Source organism: Bradyrhizobium sp., from assembly GCF_019242285.1.
Classification (GTDB): Bacteria; Pseudomonadota; Alphaproteobacteria; order Rhizobiales; family Xanthobacteraceae; genus Bradyrhizobium.
Genome location: NZ_JAFAVV010000807.1, coordinates 1 through 18,973 on the forward strand (window position 1 = coordinate 1; position 18,973 = coordinate 18,973).

An 18,973-nucleotide genomic window follows, 5' to 3' on the forward strand; every position below is an offset into this window, starting at 1 on the left:
CCGCCATCACACCTTCTTCGAGATGCTCGGCAACTTCTCGTTCGGCGACTACTTCAAGGATCGCGCGATCGAGCTCGCCTGGAAGCTGGTGACCAAGGAGTTCGGCCTGCCGCAGGAGAAGCTCTGGGCCACCGTCTATATCGACGATGACGAGGCGTTCGGCCTCTGGAGGAAGATTTCCGGCCTGCCGGAATCCCGCATCATCCGCATCGCCGGCTCCGACAATTTCTGGCAGATGGGCGACACCGGCCCCTGCGGGCCGTGCTCGGAAATCTTCTACGACCATGGCGACAAGGTCTGGGGCGGTCCGCCCGGATCGCCGGAGTCCGAGGGCGACCGCTACATCGAGATCTGGAATCTCGTGTTCATGCAGTTCGAGCAGCTCGAGGGCGGGGTGCGCAATCCGCTGCCGAAGCCGTCGATCGACACCGGCGCCGGGCTGGAGCGGGTCGCAGCCGTCCTGCAGGGCAAGCACGACAATTACGACATCGACCTGTTCGTCGCGCTGATCCGCGCGATTTCCGACCTCACCAACGCCGATCCGCAGGGCGAGCAGAAGGCCTCGCTGCGCGTGATCGCCGACCATCTGCGTGCGTCGTCGTTCCTGATCGCCGACGGCGTCCTGCCGTCGAACGAGGGCCGCGGCTACGTGCTGCGCCGGATCATGCGCCGCGCCATGCGCCATGCCCAGTTGCTCGGCGCCCGCGAACCCTTGATGCATCGCCTCGTGTTCGCGCTGGTGCGCGAGATGGGGCAGGCCTACCCGGAACTGGTGCGCGCGGAGGACCTGATCAAGGAGACGCTGCGGCTGGAGGAGACCCGCTTCCGCAAGACGCTGGAGCGCGGGCTTGCGATCCTGGACGAGAAGAGCGCCGCCCTGAAGAAAGGCGACATGTTCGACGGCGACACCGCCTTCACGCTCTACGACACTTACGGCTTCCCGCTCGATCTGACCCAGGACGCGCTGAAGTCGCGCGGCATCGGCGTCGACATTGCTTCCTTCACCGACGCGATGGACCGCCAGCGCGAGAAGGCGCGCGCCGCGTGGGCTGGGTCCGGCGATACCGCGACGGAGAGCGTGTGGTTTCCCTTGCGCGAAAAATTCGGCGCGACCGAATTCCTCGGCTACGAGACCGAGACCGCCGAGGGCGCGGTCACCGCGCTGGTCAGGGACGGCAAGGAGGTCGACAGCCTCGCCGCGGGCGAGCCCGGCACGATCGTGCTGAACCAGACCCCGTTCTATGCGGAATCCGGCGGCCAGGTCGGCGATACCGGCATCATGACCGGTGAGGGCGTGCGCTTCCGCGTCACCGACACCCAGAAGAAGGCCGGCGATCTCTTCGTGCACCAGGGCACGATGGAGCAGGGCACGGTGAAGGTCGGCGCGGCGCTGCAGCTCGAGGTCGATCATGCGCGCCGCTCGGCGATCCGCGCCAACCATTCGGGCACGCATCTGTTGCATGAGGCGCTGCGGCAGGTGCTCGGCGACCACATCGCCCAGCGCGGCTCGCTGGTGGCGCCCGACCGCCTGCGCTTCGACTTCGCCCACCCGAAACCGATCACGGCGGAGGAGCTGGCGCGGGTCGAGGACATCGCCAACGACGCGGTGCTGGAGAACGCCGAGGTCACCACGCGCCTGATGGCGCTGGACGACGCACGGGAAGCCGGCGCGCGCGCGCTGTTCGGCGAGAAATATGGCGACGAGGTCCGCGTGGTTTCCATGGGCAACAGCGCCCGCGAGCGCGGCCAGAACGCGCTCGGCTGGTCGGTCGAGCTCTGCGGCGGCACCCATGTCAAGCGGACCGGCGACATCGGGCTGATCTCGATCACCGGCGAGAGCGCGGTCTCCTCCGGCGTCCGCCGCATCGAGGCGCTGACCGGGCGGCACGCGCGCAAGCACGCCAACGACACCATGGCGCTGGCCAGGATCGCGGCGGCCGAGCTGCGCACCACGGTCGAGGAGGTGCCGGCGCGCATCACCGCCCTGATGGACGAGCGCAAGAAGTTCGAGCGCGAATTGTCGGACGCGCGCCGCAAGCTCGCGATGGGCGGCGGCGCCTCCACCAACGGTTCAGGCGCCGCCGGCGTGCGCGAGGTCGGCGATGTCAAGCTGCTGGCGCGCGCGGTCGAAGGCATCGAGATGAAGGATCTCAAGAGCCTCGCCGACGACGGCAAGAAGCAGCTCGGCTCCGGCATCGTCGCCATCGTCGGTGTGTCCGGCGACGGCAAGGCCGGTGTCGTGGTCGGCGTGACGCCGGACCTGACCTCGCGGTACAATGCGGTCGAGCTGGTGCGGGTCGCATCCGAGGCGCTCGGCGGCAAGGGCGGCGGCGGGCGGCCCGACATGGCGCAGGCGGGCGGCCCCGACGGCGCCAAGGCGGCTGCGGCGCTCGCGGCGATCGAGAAGGCCATGGGCGGCTGACCGTGGGGATTCCCGCGCAGGGGAAGGGGCTCGGCGATCCCGACCTGCGGGACCGGCTCTATGAATTGCTCGAGCATGACCACCTGCGATATTCGACGGGCCTCGGCCTCGTCCGGCTGATCATCCTCGTCATCATCGCCGACGTACTCGCGATTGCGCTCGCCTCGGTGCCCGAGCTCGACGTGCGGTTCGGACTGCTGTTCGACATCGTCGAGATCGCGGCCGTCGCGGTGTTCGCGTTGGAATATGTGGCGCGACTGTGGAGCGTGGCGGGCCACACCCAGCGCAAGGGCTCGCCGCGGCGTGACAGGCTCGACTACGCCTTCTCCAGCCTCGGCCTGATCGATCTCTTCGCTTTCCTGCCCGCGGCGATCGCCCTCGCAGCCGGCCAGTCGACGACGCGATCGATGCTGGTGGTGCTGCCGTTCCTCAAGCTCGTGCGCTACTCGCCGGCGATGCGATCGCTGCTGGCGGCCCTGCATGCCGAGCGGCGTACCCTGATCGGCTGCCTCGTCATCCTCACCGCCGCGGTGCTGCTGTTCGCCTCGCTGCTCTATGCCATCGAGCGCGACGTCCAGCCCGACAAGTTCGGCACCATTCCGCAGGCGATGTGGTGGGCGATCGTCACCCTCGGCACGGTCGGTTACGGCGACGTGGTGCCGGTGACGGCGCTCGGCAAGGTGGTCTCGGTGTTCACCATCATCGGCGGGCTTGCGATGATCGCGCTGCCGGTCGCGATCATCTCCACCGCCTTTGCCGACGAGGTGAAGCGGCGCGACTTCGTCGTGACCTGGGGCATGCTGGCCAAGGTGCCGCTGTTCTCGCATCTGTCGGCAAGCGAGATTGCCGACATCATGCGCCTCTTGCGGGCGCAGACCATCGAATCCGGCGAGGTGCTGGTGCGGCGCGGCGATCCGGCGACGTCGATGTATTTCATCACCGCGGGCGAGGTCGAGATCGAGCTGCCGGGCCAGCGCGTGCATCTCGTCGACGGCACCTTCTTTGGCGAGATCGCGCTGCTGCGCCAGACCCACCGCAGCGGCACCGTCACTGCACTCCGCAAGACGCGGCTGCTGGTGCTCGACGCGCAGGACTTCCACGCGCTGATCAAGCGGATGCCGGCGCTCGCCGCCCATGTCCACGACACCGCCAACGCGCGGCTCGCCGAAAGCGCCGGCGTGCTCAGGGGCGACCTCGCTGCCGCCGAGATCGCGCAGGCGATGCCGGAGCAGGAGGACGTGGACCGATAGCGACGCGCGCCGGTGCGTCGGCCGTAGCCGTAGGGTGGGCAAAGACGCGAAGCGTCGTGCCCACCATTGTCTCCGCGGCATTGCTCTTGAATGGTGGGCACACTTACGCTTTCGCTCTTCGAGCGCAGGTGTAAGCTTAGTCCACCGTACGAAGACTGCGATCAGATTCAACACGTCAAACAGCATTCGGTGTCGTCGCCCCGCCTAAGGCGAGGCATGACAGCGGAGGACGACGGGCGTGTTTATACGTTCTCGCGGCGGATTTCGCCCGAGTTCTGCGGGAACGATCACCCTCCTCAACAGATGAGGGCGCAGGGAAGGCCGGGTGCCAGCCAGCACCCATGGTCCGCGTGCAACAAGAAGCACGCGGCAGAACCACAGGTACGGCCGAACATCCGGCCTTCCCTGCGCGATGGTGTTAACGCTTATACGTGCTCTCCTCGGGGAGCGGGCTTTCTTGCCCCCGTCGCCCGTGCGATGCGAAGCATCATCACGAACTTGACGCCAGCGTCGCGGCGCCAGGACCACACGATTTCGCCGTCCGCAACGAAGCGCCCGTCTTGCGCGCCGCCGCGTCCACCGCATCCCGCCCCACGTTTCGTGACGACGCGTAACGCCCCTCATGCCGGGACAGGACAGCGCGGAAGATACCGCTGATTTGGGGTTCGGGTCAAGCGAAATTCTGAAAACCGGAAGGAGGCGATGATCGGAGGCTCTTGGGCGATCCACGGATGCTCCCGGCACGAGATCGTGGCACGGCGCCAGTTGCGTCGCCATGCTGCGATGGGTCAGAATGACCGTCGGCCGCAGCGGGAAAGGAAAGCGGACAACAATCATGATCAAGCCTCTCGCGGCGGAGCGAGCTATCCTCGCCGCTCGGCGGGCGTTACAAACGCCGCCTCTCCGTCGATCCTCTCCAGGGAAATCATCATGCTGGTGCCCAACCCGCCGCGCCCGAACCTTTGGCGCCAGGAAGCTAATCACCTGGCTCGATCGGGCGTGACGCTCGCCTTCAACCAATTGCTGCAGATCGCGATCCCGTTCGTGACCACGAGCATGACCGGGCGGCTCGGCGTCGAAGCGCTGGCCGCCGGCAGTCTGGTCGGCAACATCTTTCTGCTCCTGTTCATCACCTCGATCGGCGTGCTGCAGGGCCTGGTGCCTCTGGTCGGCATCGGCATCGGAGCAGGGAACGAGCAGGCCGCGGCCCGCGCGATCCGAGCCGGCCTCGTCATGGCGGCCGCGATGGGTCTCGTCGCCACCGCGATCATGGCGTGCGTGCCATGGATGCTCGCGCGGGCCGGCCAGGATCCGGCGCTGGTCGCACTCGCGCAGCGATACATCATGGCGATGCTTCCAGGCTACCTGCCGAGCATCGCAGGGATCGCGCTGCGCCTCTCCCTGATCGCGGCGAACGACCTAAAATGGCTGAACCCCATCATCATCGCGGGCATCGCGTTCAATATCGCCTGCAATCTGCTGCTTGGCGGGGGATCGTTCGGCCTCGACGGCCTGACCGCGATCGGCCTCACGATCTCGCTCACCAACTGGCTGATGTTCGGAATGCTGGCGCTTGCGTTTCTGCGCGCCAGGCGGATTCCGGCCGGCGTGCGCGACTGGCGCGCGGGTCTCGCGCTGCGCGACGTGCTGACGCTCGGCATTCCCGTCGGCGCGATCTTCTTCACGGAAACCTCACTGTTCACCGGTTCGAGCGTGCTGATGGGCTATTTCGGCAAGGTGTCGCTGGCGGCGCACGGCATCGTGCTGCTCTGGCTCAACATCGCGCTGATGATGCCGATCGGCCTGTCACAGGCCGCGATGGCCCGCGTCGCGTTCCTGCTCGGCCAGCGTGACTTCGACGCGTTGAAGCACGCCGTTGCCGCATCGCTGGTCATCGGCAGCATGTTTTCGATCGCGATCGGCGCCATATTGGCCGCCAATTCGGACGGCCTGGTGCGGCTTGCGATGTGGTCGCGGCCGTCGGGCGGCGAGGACGTCATCGCGGCCGCGCGAAACTTCTTCTATTTCTGCGCGGTCACGCAGCTGTTGTCGGGCCTCATCATCCTGATGGCGAGCATCCTGCGCGGCTTGCGCGACGCCAACGCGGTGCTGTGGCTGGTCATGATCGGCTATTGGGGCGTCGGCCTCGGCGGCGCGGCGGTGCTCGCATTCGGCTTCGGCCTCGGTGGCATCGGCATCTGGACCGGCATCGTGCTGGCATTCATGTTCGCGGTGACAATTCTGGCGATACGGTTCTTGCGCGTGCTACCAAGGTTGCGTGCGGTTTGACCGCGTGCCGAGGCCGGCACCAAACCGTCGTCGGGCGCACACTTCAATTCCCCGGGGCCGGACGCTGATCAGAGCCGAGGCGCGCAAGCGCCGTGCGCACCATCGCACCCGGCCGGCAAGATTGGTTCGAGCGGATGCCTAGAGCTTTTTCCGTTCCGATGGAATCGGAACGGAAGCTCTAGCTTCTTTGTTTTGACGCGTTTTCTTCACGCGAACCGGTATCCACTTCGCTCGAAAACGCTCTAATTGAGATCGATCGATCTGGCTGCAATGTGGTCTGCGAGATATTCAGCGTCCTCGCCTACGCCCCACAGAAATGCCGACTTCACCTTGTGCATCCGAGGCAGGCCGAGGAAGTAAAGGCCGGGCACTTTCGTCACGCCGCGCCGCTGCTCCGGCGCCCCCTGGAGGTCGAATACGGGGCACTCGATCCATTGGAAGTCGTAACGATAACCTGTCGCCCAGATCACGGTCGAGATTCTGGCGTCGCGCAGGTCGAGTGTATCGGTCTCGGGCAATGCTTCCGGCGTTCGGCGCAGATACGAATCGAAACCTTCCTCGGCGGGTGCATCGATCCCTCTTGCTTCGATGAAATCATCGATCGTCCGGACAAATTGCACGAAAGTTTCGTCGCCGATGGCAAGGTTGGCATTCAGATCGTTGGCGATGCGCAGCCTGCCGTCACCGACGTCGAGCAGGCTACCGAGAAGCCTGACCCCCTCGCGCGCCATCCGACGAAGGTCGATGGTGTGGCCACCGCGCACGCCGGTTATCAGGGGCGCCCTGAAATGACGCCACTCCGGCGGCATTCCATCGCCGGTCACGTTGGTCATGCCTGTCTCTTCGATCCACCGGCCGACATCCCGCCCCCTGTACCGGCGCGGCCATCGCCGATGCCGGCGAACGGCGTAAAACACCTCCCGTCCGCCGTCGCGAAGATCCTCCACGATCTGACAGCCAGAGCCGCCCGATCCGACCACGAGCACGCTGCCGGGCGGCAGATCGGACGGCCGGGTGTAACGGTTGGCCGTGACCTGATGGATGGCGCCGGGGAACGAGCCGCTGCATGGCGGAGTTGACGGAAGCTGATAGGGGCCGGTCGCGATGACCACGTTCGCTGCCTCCATCGTCTCCTGCCCTGCCTGCACGAGGAGCCGGCCCCGATCCGTCGCGCGCACCGACGTCACGGAGATGCCGCAACGGAGCGGAGCGGCGATCCCCACCGCGTAGTCCGTGATGAACCGTGCGATGCCTTCTCGCCCCATGAAGCCGTCCGGCGCGTCTCCCGAATAGGCATGGCCGGGGAGACAAAGCAGCGAGTTGGTGAACTGAAAGGCGAGCGACTCCCAGCGTTCACTGCGCCAGCGCTCGGCGACGCGACCACGTTCGAGCACGACATGTTGTTGTCCGACCCGCGCCAGGTGATAGCTCATGGCGAGACCGGCTTGACCGCCGCCGATGACGATCGTCTCGATGTGCTCGGGCATGGCTGTCAACCTCGAAGTTGAAAAATCGGTAAAGAAGGCCGTCAGAGCTCCAATGTCGTGCATCCTATGCCGGCAGGGGCGTCCGGCGCTACGCTCAGCGTCCGGTGAGGCGGGAAAGGATCCGGCGCAGCCTCGCGCCATTGCCGCCGCCAATGTCCGCGATCGCCTGCGCCGGCGAAAAATCGTAGGCCCGGCAACGGCGGCATGACGATTATCCGGAAAGTGCGCCATCATGGCGTCGAAGGCGCGCGGCTTTCTCCAGGTGATGCCGCAGATAGGGAAAGCGATCAATGGGGAAACACCAGGGTCAAACCGATGCTGGGCGTCGTCGAGCTCCGCCTGGGTGTAGCCTTTGGTCCATCGCACCAACATGATCTCCTCCGCGCTACCATCCCGCATTGCCGCATCGCAGCGCCGTTGCGCATCCGCGAAGCTGGCCTGAATGTTGCTTTCACTTATTGGACCAGAATGCGGCGTTCGGGCAATGTACGAATGCGCGAGGCAGATGTAGCCTCAGGCTGTGCTGCTGTAATTCCAAAGGGGAGAACCCTCATGAGACCGTTCCAGTTGACTCGACGTGCCTTGAACGCGGCGGCCATTGCCGTTGCTGCGATCGCCGCGGCCGGCGGGTTCGGCGCGGCATTCGCCGATCAGAAAGTGGTCAAGATCGGCATCACGTTGCCGTTCACGGGCGCCGACGCCGAGGACGCCAACCTGATCAAGAATGGCGCGATGATCGCGATCGACGAGGCCAACGCCCAGGGCGGGATCGCCGGCTACAAGATCGTCCCGGTCGTCTATGACGACGGCACCGCCACCGCCGGCCAGTATGATCCGGCGCAGTCCGCCACCAATACCAAGAAGCTGATTTCCGATCCGCTGGTCGTCGCCAACGTCGGGCCGCAGATGAGCGGCAGCGGAAAGGCGATGTCGCCGATCCTCAGCGAGGCGGAGATGGCGACGATCACGCCGTCCTCGACCAATCCCGACATCACCGATCCCAGGATGGCCGCGCAGTTCCGGCCCAAGGGCAAGGCGGTCTATTTCCGGACCGTGACCACGGACGCCTATCAGGGTCCGAACATGGCCAACTACTACAAGGTCAAGCTGAATGTGAAGAAGGTCTATATCCTCGACGATTCCGGCGCCTACGGCGTCGGCCTCGCCAATGCGTTCGAGGCCCAGGCCAAGAAGATCGGCCTCGAGGTGCTCGGCCATGACCAGCTCGATCCCAAGGAGGCCGACTACACGACGGCGCTCACCAAGATCAAGGCGCTCAATCCCGACGCGCTCTATTATGGCGGCGTGGCTCAGGCCGGCGTCAAGCTCGCCAAGCAGGCGGCCGAGACCATCCCGAACATGATCAAGGGCGGCGGCGACGGCGTCGCCGGCGGCAGCTTCCTGAAAGGTGGCGGCTTCCCGGCGATCGAGGGCTGGTACGGTACCAATGCCGGGCCGCATCTGACCGAAAGCCCGGCCGCGGCCGGCTTCGTTAAGACGTTCCAGGAGAAATACAAGTCTACCCCGAGCGACTATGCCATCACCGCCTATGACGGCGCCAAGGTCATCCTCGCCGCCGTCGCCGAGGTCGCCAAGAGCGGCAAGGAGATGAACCGCGCAAACGTCCGCGAGGCGATCCAGAACTCCCACGTCGAAACGCTGCAGGGCACGGTCGCCTTCGACCAGAATGGCGACATTCTTGACCGCACCGTCAGCGTGTTCCAGTATCGCCACGACGACAAATACCCGGTCGACGACATCACGCATCAGTTGAAGTATCTCGAGGCAGCGCCGCAGTCGTAAGTGACCAACGCATCCATGATGCCGCATCGAGAGGGCAGGCGATGAGTCATTGGGATGTCCTGCTCCAGCAGGTGATCAACGGTGTCAGCCTGGGCGCGATGTATGCTCTGCTCGCGCTCGGCTTCACCATGGTCTACGGCATCATCGAGCTGATCAACTTCGCGCATTTCAACGTCTTCATGGTGGGCTCGTTCATCGCCATGTGGACGCTGGAGGCGATGGGCTTCGCCGGTCAGTCGCACGTCCTCTATGGATTGCCGCTGATCGGCATCCTGCTTGCGGCATTCGCGGTGACGATGCTGGGATCGGGCATTCTCGGCGTCGCCATCGAGCGGCTGGCCTTGCGGCCGCTGCGCGGCGTGCCGGGCACCGCGCCGATGATCACGACCATCGGCATGTCCTACATTCTCTACAACATCGTCCTGCTCGGCGCCGGCGCCGATTCCAAGAACTACACCAACCCGATGCCCAAGACCGCCTGGGAGTTCGGCGGCGTGACGCTGCGGCTGCGCGAGGTGCTGTTGTGGACCGTCGCGCTGCTGCTCATGCTGGCTCTCAACTATTTCGTGCGTCGCACCAAGATGGGCAAGGCGATGCAGGCGATGGCGCAGGACCAGGAGGCGGCGCGCATGGTCGGCATCGACGTCGACCGGGTCGTGATCATCACCTTCTTCCTCGGCTCTGCGCTCGCCGGCGCGGCCGGTCTGATCTTCGGGCTCTACTACAACTATACGAGCTATCTGATCGGCTACACGGCGGGTCTGCGTGCCTTCACGGCGGCGGTGCTCGGTGGCATCGGCAACATCCCGGGCGCCATGCTCGGAGGCATCATGATCGGGCTGATCGAATCGCTGGGCGGCCAATACATCGCCGTGCGCTGGACCGACATCATCATCTTCTCGCTCTTGGTGCTGGTACTCGTGTTCCGGCCGACGGGGCTGCTCGGCCGCGCCGCGCCGACCAAATCCTAAGGGAGCGCCGTGCCGGATCCGCATCTCGAACCTTCGCAAGTGGTGCAGCCCCCGGCGATGGGGCGCTCGTTCAGTTGGATCCCGGCGATCCGCGATCGCGCCTCGAGTGACCAGTTCCGTCCCTATCTGCTCGTCATCATCCTGATGGCGGCGCTCGCCTTCCCCTATCTCGACGGCAACGAGGGCGATATCGACGCGGCGGCGAACGCGCTGGCCTTCGCCATGCTGGCGCTCGGGCTCAACATCGTGGTCGGCTTCGCCGGCCTGCTCGATCTCGGCTATGCGGCGTTCTTCGCCATCGGCGCCTATACCTATGGCGCGCTCGCGTCCTATCAGATCCAGCCGCCATGGAGCAGCTACTGGGAGCCGTTGCAGTGGCTCGGCCTCGTCACCCATCTCGACGCGGGCGGCGGCGCCGGCACCGTCCATTTCGACGTCTCGTTCTGGCTGATGCTGCCGATTTCGGCGCTGGTTGCCGCCTTCTTCGGCGTGCTGTTCGGCGCGCCGACGCTTCGGCTGAAGGGTGACTATCTCGCCATCGTGACGCTCGGCTTCGGCGAGATCGTGCCGATCATCGCGCGCAACACGCCCACCATCACCAATGGCGCGCAGGGGCTGAGCGGCGTCGCGACGCCAAAGCTGCTCGGCTACAATTTCGGCGTGATGTCGACGCCCTATTACTATCTCGGGCTCGCGCTCGTCGTGCTCCTGATCTTCGTCAGCGCGCGGCTGAAGCATTCGCGGATCGGCCGGGCCTGGCTCGCGATCCGCGAGGACGAGATCGCGGCCGAGGCGATGGGGGTCGACCGCGTCAGGCTGAAGCTGCTCGCCTTCGCCATCGGCGCGGGCTTTGCCGGCGTGACCGGAACCTTCTACGTGGCCAAACTGCAGACCGCCTCGCCGGAGATGTTCAACTTCCCGGTCTCGGTCATGATCCTCGTCATGATCGTGCTGGGCGGCATCGGCAGCGTCGCCGGCGTCGTGGTCGGTGCGCTCGTCCTGCAACTGCTGCAATCGTGGTTTCTGCAGGACCTGACGCAATGGATCCACGCGCTCGGCGAGTGGAGCGGCATCGCCTTCCTGGAGAAGGTCGATCTGGTGCAGTCGATCGAACTGATCTTCGGCATCATTCTGGTCGTGATGATGCTGTATCGGCGCCAGGGCCTCATCCCCGAGCGGGCGGCCGTGACGGCGCTGACCTACGAGCAGCAGAACGCGATGCCGTCGCGAAGTTCCGTTGCGGCGGGGCTTGCGCCACTGCACCGGCGAACCATCGAGCCGGGCAGGCCGCTGCTCGAGATCAAGGGCCTGGCGAAGGCGTTCGGCGGCATCAAGGCCGTGAACGGCGTCGACCTCGAGGTCATGCCGGGCTCGATCGTCGCCATCATCGGGCCGAACGGCTCCGGCAAGACCACGTTCTTCAATCTCGTCACCGGCCTGGTCGGGCCTGACGGCGGCGAGGTCCTGCTCGCGGGCGAGGACGTCACCGGCCTTAAGCCGCACCGGATCGTGGAGAAAGGCATCGCGCGCACGTTCCAGAACCTGCGGCTGTTCGCCAACATGACGCTGCTGGAGAACGCGCTGGTCGGCGCGCACACCCGCACCTCGACCGGGCCGCTCGGCGCCGTGCTGCGCCTGCCGCGCGTCAGGCGCGAGGAAGTGGCGGCGCGGGCCCGTGCCGTCGAAATCCTCGCCATCTTCGGCAACCGGCTGATGCCGCGCCTGCAGCATCTCGCCTTCTCGCTGTCCTATGCCAACCGAAGGCGGCTGGAGATCGCCCGCGCGCTGGTCTCGGAGCCCGTCCTCCTGCTGCTCGACGAGCCGACGGCCGGCATGAACCCGACCGAGACGCTGGAATTGACCGACCAGATCCGCCAGTTGCGGGACCGCGGCGTGACCGTTCTCCTGATCGAGCACAAGCTCGACGTCGTCAACGAGATCGCCGACAAGGTCGTCGTGCTCGACCACGGCGAGAAGATCGCCGAGGGCACGCCCAGGCAGGTTCATTCAAACAAGGAAGTGCTGCGTGCCTATCTCGGACGAACGACAGACGCCGTCGCAGCGGCCGCCGCCGCTCCTTGAGTTCAAGGACGTCAACACCTATTACGGCGAGCTCCACGTCCTGAAGGGCGTCGACTGCAGCGTCGGCGAAGGCGAGATCGTCTGCCTGCTCGGCGGCAACGCCTGCGGAAAATCCACCACGATGAAGACGATCCTCGGCATCGTGAAGCCGAAGAGCGGGGAGGTCGCCTATGCCGGCGCGCGCATCAACGAGCTGCCGACCGCGGAGCGGGTGAAGCGGGGCATCGCCCCGGTGCCCGAGGCGCGGCGTCTGTTTCCGCGCATGACCGTGCTCGAAAACCTGGAAATGGGCGCGTTCACGCGCGACGACACGGCCGAGATCGAAATCGACAAGGAGCGCGTCTTCGCCCTGTTCCCGCGCATCAAGGAGCGCCTCAAGCAGCAGGCCGGCACGTTGTCCGGCGGCGAGCAGCAGATGGTCGCGATCGGCCGCGCGCTGATGGCGCGTCCAAAGCTCCTGTGCATGGACGAGCCGTCGATGGGCCTGTCGCCCGCCTTCGTCGAACAGGTGTTCGACATCATCCAGGCGATCAACCGCCAGGGCACCAGCATCTTCATGGTCGAGCAGAACGCCAACATGGCGCTGTCGATCGCGAGCTTCGGCTACGTGCTGCAGACCGGGCAGGTGGTGCTGCACGGCTCGGCCCAGAGTCTGCGCGACAACGAGATGGTGCAGCAGGCCTATCTCGGTCGGATGAAGGCGTGATCGATCCATGTCGGGAGGCCGATGCATCGGGCGACTGCGTTGGACGCATTTCAATCGCGTCCGGGAGCGGCGGATATGAGAGAGACCTTGCGAGACGGCAAAGCACCGTTGCATGACCGCGCGCTGCTGTTGCACGGACATAAGCGTAACGCGGTGCTGACCTTGGAAGAGGTCCGGCGCTATGGAAGCGACAGCTTTTCTGATCCGGACTATGTCCGACTGTACGGCATGTCTCCGCCCCAGTGGTATGAACGCGGAATCCGATTGCTCGGCCGGACAGCCGTCGAATGCACGCGGGACCCGCTTGCCGATCGGATCGGGCGCGATATCGCCGGAGTGGCCGCGTCGTTGCCGGCCGCGACGCGGTTTCTGGTGATCGATCCGTTCGCGGGTTCTTGCAACACGCTCTATTGGATCTTGCGGCACGTCCCATGGTCGCGCGGGATTGCCTTTGAGTTCGATCCCAGGGTCTATGAGCTCACGCGACGAAACATTGAAGGACTGGATCGCGCAATCGAGCTGATGAACGGCGATTATCGCCTCCTGCTGGACGAGCGTCATCCGTCGGCCGGCGACGCCATGATCATCTTTGTAGCGCCGCCCTGGGGCGCCGCGCTGGACGAGGTCGAAGGACTTGATCTGCGCCGCACCGAGCCGCCGGTCACCGAGATCGTCGCGCACATCGAGCGGATGTACCCCGATCGGAAGGTCCTGTTTGCCGTTCAGGTTTACGAGAAGGTGGACGCGCCCTCGCTGGCCGAACTGGACGCCAAGCTCGACTGGTCGATGTTGAAGGTCTACGATCTCAATGCCGAGGGGCGAAACCACGGCATCCTGCTCGGAACGAAAGGATGGACGCCCTGAGACTGCCGAGTACAGCACGCTGGCCGGAGACAAAGGGCAGCCGGGTCGACGCACGGCTCCCGAGAAGGTGGCGCGCCGGGTGTCGCCAGCCGGATTTTTTGGGAGCCTTGGCGCCACGAGCGCCAAGGCTTTGGAGCTCGCGCCTACTTTGCGAACGCGGGAAATACCGGCAGTTTGTCGACGTCGCGCGCGTCGTGCTGGATGATGACCGTGGCCTTGAGGTTCGCCGCGATCTTTTTCAGGCGCTCGATCGACGCCACGGTCTGGGCGCGATCGTAGTTGGAGGTGGGCACGCCGTCCGAATCGTAGTTCTCGCGGAAGTGAACCGCATCGCCGGTGATGATGACGGGACCCATCTGCGCCAGCTTGACCAGCAGGCTGGAGTGGCCCGGGGTGTGTCCCGGCGTGCGCAGCACGATCACGGAGCCGTCGCCGAACACGTCCTTGTCGAGGGTCTGCGGCTCGACCTTGCTTTCGCCCTTGACCCAGCTCTCGAACGGCTTGACGTTCGCGCCTTCGGGCGGCTTGGGGCTGCTGATGGCGTCCCACTCCCTGGCGCCGATCAGCAGCGTCGCATTCGGAAACGAGGCGATCTGGCCGGTGTGATCGGCGTGATAATGGCTGATGCCGACATATTTGATCTGGTCGGGCTTGACGTCGATCTTGGCGAGATAATCGACCAGGCTGGTTTTCGGAGCGACGTTGGGCATCGTCATGGCGTGGCCGGTGTCCCACAGCATGTAGTCGTCGTCATGCTTGATGAGATAGCAGCTGAAGACGAGCTGAAGCTTGAGATCGCCATAGGCGTAGGTGTCCGAGAAGCGCTGGTTGACGGCCGTCGGTGGCTGCGGCGTGCCGCAATCGAACCGGGCGAGCGACAGTTCCGGCGCCGCGTGTGCGGGAACCGCGATGCCGGCGAGCAGAGTGGCGCCGACGGCGAATGTGGTCAGTATCCTGTTCATGATTTCTTCCCTGATGAAACGACGTCACAGCCGGGACGCATTCCAACGCGATCAGCGGCCCGAACCGCGGGGCATCGACACAGATGGAAAACACCGTGCAGCTCAGAGAAATTCCGCCGGCGGCACGCCGAGCAGGATCTGCCCGACCGCCTCGAAATGGGCGCCGCGTGCCTGGATCTGCTGGGTGAGCGTGTGCATGTCGCGGAAGCGGCGCTCGAACGGGCTGCCCGGGAAGATCGCGTCGACGCCGGCCGCCTTGTAGGCGAGGTCCGCCACCTCGGCCGCGGCGTGGATCGCATTGGTGCAGGCGAGCCGCACCCGGGCCCGGTCGGCGACTTCGATCGGCGCGAGGTCGTCGGCCTGTGCGTAGATCGCGGTCAGCGTCTCGATCAGGTAGGCGCGCGCCGAGCCGAGCCGCGCCTCCGCGCGCGCCACGTCGGCCTGCACGACGGCGCTGTCGGCGAGGCGGGCGAGGCCGCGCGGCGCCTTGCGCTGGGCCAGCGCGACGAACTCGAAGAGCATCGCGCGCGCGATGCCGAGCGCCACGGCGGCGACCCCGGCCGCGTAGAGGCCCTGCATGGTGAAGGCATAGAGCGGGCCGCGCTCGCGGCGCAGCGTCGGGTCCTCGCGCGTGGTGCTGAAGGCCTCGGACACGAACAGATCGTCAACGGTGTAGGAGTCCGACGCCGTGCCGCGCAGTCCGATCGTGTGCCAGGTGTCGAGCAGGGTCGCCTGATCGGCCGGAAACAGCAGCGTGCGGACGGTCGGTCGGCCGAAACGGTTGAGCCGCAGCGTGCCATCCGGCTCGACCACGTGACAATGCGCGCCGATCCAATTCGCTTGCCGGCAGCCGCTGGAGAAATCCCATTTGCCGCTCACGCGATAGCCGCCCTCGACCGCCCGCGCGCGGGAACCGTTCGGCGGTCCCCAGGACACGACGCTGCGTGGATCGGCGAAGATCGCGTGGTTGGCCTCGGGCGCCAGAAAGGCCGCGATCAGGGCGGAGCTGTTGGCGACGAAGGCGTTCCAGGCGATCGAGGCGTCGTGCCGGGCGAGTTCCTCGATCGCCGCCACGTAGACCGCGGGCTCGGTCGCGTCGCCGGCCGCCGAGCGCGGCAGCAGCATGCGAAACAGCCGCGAGTCGTGGAGCTGTTTCAGCAATGCCGGCGGGATGCGCCGCGTGCGTTCGATCTCGTCGGCTGCACCGGCAATCTCCGCCCCGAGCTCACGCGCGCGGGCGAGGGGGTCCGGACGGGTTTTTGTTTTTGTGTCCATGCGCCACCAGAGCTGTAGGACTGTAGGGTGGGCTAAGCTTGCGCCGGCGCTCGCAGAGCGACGGGGCAAGTGTGCCCACCATTCAGAGTGATGCTGTCGATCGATGGTGGGCACGGCGCTTGCGCGCCTTAGCCCACCCTACAGATCTCGTCTGTTCAATCCGCCTTGAATTCGTCGGTCAGGATCGGCCCGAACAGGACCCAGCGCTGGCCGTCGAACTTCATCATCTGGAACTGCTTGTTGATGCGCCAATCGTCGGCCGTCGTGGACGTCGTCATGCCCGGCAGCGCGAGGTCGGCGACGTATCCCTTGATGTTGGTCGCCTGCTTCATGAGGTTCTCACGGGTGAGCTCGTCGCCGCACTGCTTGAGAATCTGGATCAGCAGCGCCGCGGTCGAGTAGCCGTAGGTCGCGATGCCGGAATTGGCGTCCTCACCGGGCGCATATTTCGCCATGAAGGCCTTGTAGCGCTTCATGCCCTCGTCCGCGGCCCATTGCGGGTCGAGCGGGTCCTTGCCGTAATTGACCGAGATGATGTCCTTGGCGTTCTCGAGGCCGGCCGGCACCAGCGTCTGGCTGACCGGCGTGGCGTTGATGTCGAGGATCTGGACCGGCTTCCAGCCGAGCTCGGCGGCCTTCTTGATCGATTGCGCGCCGAATTTCGGCGTCGTGATGTTGTAGAAGAGGTCCGCGCCCGACGCCTTCAGCGTCACCATCTGCGAGTCGACGGTCGGGTCGGACAATTCATAGGAGGCCTGCGCGACGATCATCGAAGCCTTGTCGCCGAGCGCGTCCTTCAGCCCCTTGACGTAATCCTTTCCGAGGTCGTCGTTCTGATACAGGATCGCGATTTTGGCGTTCGGATGATTGGCGAGAATGTATTTCGCGTAAATGTGCGCTTCCGACTGGTAGTTGGGATTGAAGGCGATGGTCCAGGGGAAATGCTTGGGATCGGTGAAGCGCGTCGCGCCGGTCGAAGCCAGCAACTGCGGCACCTTCTTCTCGTTCAGGTATTTCTGGACCGCGGCATTCGGCGGCGTGCCGATGATCTGGAAGGTGGTGAGAACCTCGTCGCTTTCGACGAGCTTGCGTACCTGCTCGACCGTCTTCGGCGGGTTGTAGGCATCATCGTATTGAATGAGATTGATCTTGCGACCGCCGATCCCGCCCTGCTCGTTGATCATGCGGATATAGGCGGCCTGCACCTTGCCGATGCTGCCATAGGCGGACGCCGGTCCGCTCAGGGGAATGGTCTGTCCGATCTTGATCTCGGTGTCGGTCGCGCCGATGTCATACTTTTTCTGTGCAAGCGCAGGGGCAATGAATGTCGTCCCGAGCAACAGGACGGCGGCCGCCGTCGACCTCAAATGAGTCATTTTTCCTCCTCCAAGAAGCGGTCGCGATGCTTCGCCGCGCCGTCTTTCGCGAGCCTATACCAGAAACCGGCAGGATCAAGCGGGCGGAGGAGGGGCTTCCAATGCCGCGCGGCGCTGTCTCCGTCTCCGCCTCCAGTGCCGGATACGGTCGAGATAGAGGTAGACGACCGGGGTGGTATAGAGCGTCAGGATCTGGCTCAGGATCAACCCGCCGAAGATGGCAATGCCCAGCGGCTGGCGGAACTCGCTGCCTTCACCCAGGCCGATCATCAGCGGCACCGCGCCGAACAGGGCGGCCATGGTCGTCATCATGATCGGCCGGAAGCGCATGACGCAGGCCTCGAAAATGGCCTCGTGTGACGACAGGCCGCGCTGGCGCTCGGTGTCGAGCGCGAAGTCGATCATCATGATGGCGTTCTTCTTCACGATGCCGATCAGGAGGATCACCCCGATCATCGCGATGATGTCGAAATCCGTGTGCGACAGCATCAGCGCCAGCACCGCGCCCACGCCCGCCGAAGGCAGCGTCGACAGGATGGTGAGCGGATGAACGTAGCTCTCATAGAGCATGCCGAGAGAAATGTAGATGGTCGCGAACGCGGCCAGGATGAGATACGGTTCGCTGGCCAGGGATTGCCGAAAGATCTTGGCGGCTCCCGCAAAATCGCCATGGATGTCCGTCGGCATGCCGATCCGGCTCATGGTCGTCTCGATGGCCGTGGTCGCGGTTGAGAGCGAGACGCCCGGCGGCAGGTTGAAGGAGACGGTGCTGGCGACGAACAGATCCTGGTGATTGACGACCAGCGGCGTCTCGTTCTGGGAGAACCGGGCGACGCTCGACAGTGGAATCATCGTCTCTCGATTGGTGGAGACGGCCGTCCCCGTCGACGAGCTCCCCTTGCCGGTGGCGCCGATCGAGTTGGTGGCGAGATTGCGAGCCGCGCTCGCCGCGACCGATCCGACCGAGCTTTTCTGCGCGGCCGAGACGACCGTCCCGGCGACCGCGTTGCTCGTCTGGGAGCCGCTCGCCACGCCGCCTGAGGTGCTGACATAGACCTCGTTCAGTGTCTGCGGGTTCTGCCAATAGGGCGGCGCCACCTCCATGATCACGTGATACTGGTTGCGCTCGACATAGATCGTCGAGACCTGCCGCTGCCCGAACGCATCGTAGAGCGTGTTGTCGATCTGGCTGATCGTGATCCCGAGCCGCGAGGCGGCATCGCGGTCAATAATCAGGTTGGACTGCAGCGCCTTGTTCTGCTGATCGCTGCTGACATCGACAAGCGCCGGCACGGATTGGAGCGCGGCGACGAGCTTCGGGGTCCACGTATTGAGCGCGTCGAAGGTGGGGCCCTGCAGCGTGTATTGAAACGCCGCATTGCCGGAACGCCCGCCGGCGCCGAGATCGCCGATCGACTGCAGGAATAGCGTGGCGCCTGCCACGGCCGAAAGCTCGCCGCGGAGCCGCTCGATCACCTTGTCGGCG

13 protein-coding genes are annotated in these 18,973 nt (G+C 65.3%); 8 read left to right on the forward strand and 5 right to left on the reverse strand.

Annotated features, from left to right (window positions below):
• The 3 genes from alaS to JOY90_RS33035 all read left to right on the forward strand — a co-directional run.
• On the forward strand, window positions 1-2,422 hold a 2,422-nt coding region (gene alaS / locus JOY90_RS33025; protein WP_291695287.1), incomplete at its 5' end, for an alanine--tRNA ligase.
• Between the two features lie 2 nt (window positions 2,423-2,424).
• Window positions 2,425-3,672, forward strand: a complete 1,248-nt coding sequence (locus tag JOY90_RS33030) for a cyclic nucleotide-gated ion channel (protein WP_291695288.1) — start codon at window positions 2,425-2,427, stop codon at window positions 3,670-3,672.
• Between the two features lie 930 nt (window positions 3,673-4,602).
• A complete protein-coding gene (locus JOY90_RS33035) occupies window positions 4,603-5,961 on the forward strand; it encodes an MATE family efflux transporter (protein ID WP_291695289.1) in 1,359 nt (452 codons plus the stop codon).
• A 242-nt stretch (window positions 5,962-6,203) separates the two neighbouring features.
• Here JOY90_RS33035 and JOY90_RS33040 read toward each other — a convergent pair whose 3' ends face one another.
• Window positions 6,204-7,820 carry an NAD(P)/FAD-dependent oxidoreductase gene (locus JOY90_RS33040; RefSeq protein ID WP_291695290.1) on the reverse strand — a complete coding sequence of 539 codons (1,617 nt, stop codon included), beginning with the start codon at window positions 7,818-7,820 and terminating at the stop codon, window positions 6,204-6,206.
• A gap of 180 nt (window positions 7,821-8,000) precedes the next feature.
• On the opposite strand from JOY90_RS33040, the gene JOY90_RS33045 reads away from it, so the two are divergent.
• Genes JOY90_RS33045 through JOY90_RS33065 form a run of 5 tightly spaced genes read left to right on the forward strand, consistent with a single transcriptional unit; the run spans window position 8,001 to window position 13,874 of the window.
• Window positions 8,001-9,251 (forward strand): branched-chain amino acid ABC transporter substrate-binding protein, encoded by a 1,251-nt coding sequence (locus JOY90_RS33045; RefSeq protein WP_291695291.1) that lies wholly within the window; start codon window positions 8,001-8,003, stop codon window positions 9,249-9,251.
• Between the two features lie 41 nt (window positions 9,252-9,292).
• The gene (locus JOY90_RS33050; RefSeq protein WP_291695292.1) at window positions 9,293-10,222 is read left to right on the forward strand and encodes a branched-chain amino acid ABC transporter permease; all 930 of its coding nucleotides are present in this window, start codon (window positions 9,293-9,295) and stop codon (window positions 10,220-10,222) included.
• 9 nt (window positions 10,223-10,231) lie between these two features.
• The gene (locus JOY90_RS33055) at window positions 10,232-12,304 is read left to right on the forward strand and encodes a branched-chain amino acid ABC transporter ATP-binding protein/permease (RefSeq protein WP_291695293.1); all 2,073 of its coding nucleotides are present in this window, start codon (window positions 10,232-10,234) and stop codon (window positions 12,302-12,304) included.
• Window positions 12,255-13,010 (forward strand): ABC transporter ATP-binding protein, encoded by a 756-nt coding sequence (locus JOY90_RS33060; RefSeq protein WP_291695299.1) that lies wholly within the window; start codon window positions 12,255-12,257, stop codon window positions 13,008-13,010. The genes JOY90_RS33055 and JOY90_RS33060 overlap by 50 nt, the downstream gene beginning before the upstream one ends.
• 39 nt (window positions 13,011-13,049) lie before the next feature.
• Window positions 13,050-13,874 carry a hypothetical protein gene (locus JOY90_RS33065; protein ID WP_291695294.1) on the forward strand — a complete coding sequence of 275 codons (825 nt, stop codon included), beginning with the start codon at window positions 13,050-13,052 and terminating at the stop codon, window positions 13,872-13,874.
• Between the two features lie 143 nt (window positions 13,875-14,017).
• On the opposite strand, the gene JOY90_RS33070 is transcribed toward JOY90_RS33065, so the two are convergent.
• From JOY90_RS33070 to JOY90_RS33085, 4 genes are all read right to left on the reverse strand, one after another.
• Window positions 14,018-14,836 (reverse strand): N-acyl homoserine lactonase family protein, encoded by an 819-nt coding sequence (locus JOY90_RS33070; protein ID WP_291695295.1) that lies wholly within the window; start codon window positions 14,834-14,836, stop codon window positions 14,018-14,020.
• A 102-nt stretch (window positions 14,837-14,938) separates the two neighbouring features.
• Entirely contained in the window at window positions 14,939-16,111 is a 1,173-nt protein-coding gene (locus JOY90_RS33075) for an acyl-CoA dehydrogenase family protein (RefSeq protein ID WP_291695296.1), read from the reverse strand.
• 155 nt (window positions 16,112-16,266) lie between these two features.
• Entirely contained in the window at window positions 16,267-17,487 is a 1,221-nt protein-coding gene (locus JOY90_RS33080; protein ID WP_291695297.1) for an ABC transporter substrate-binding protein, read from the reverse strand.
• 75 nt (window positions 17,488-17,562) lie between these two features.
• The coding region (locus tag JOY90_RS33085; RefSeq protein ID WP_291695298.1) for an efflux RND transporter permease subunit at window positions 17,563-18,973 on the reverse strand (1,411 nt) is incomplete at its 5' end.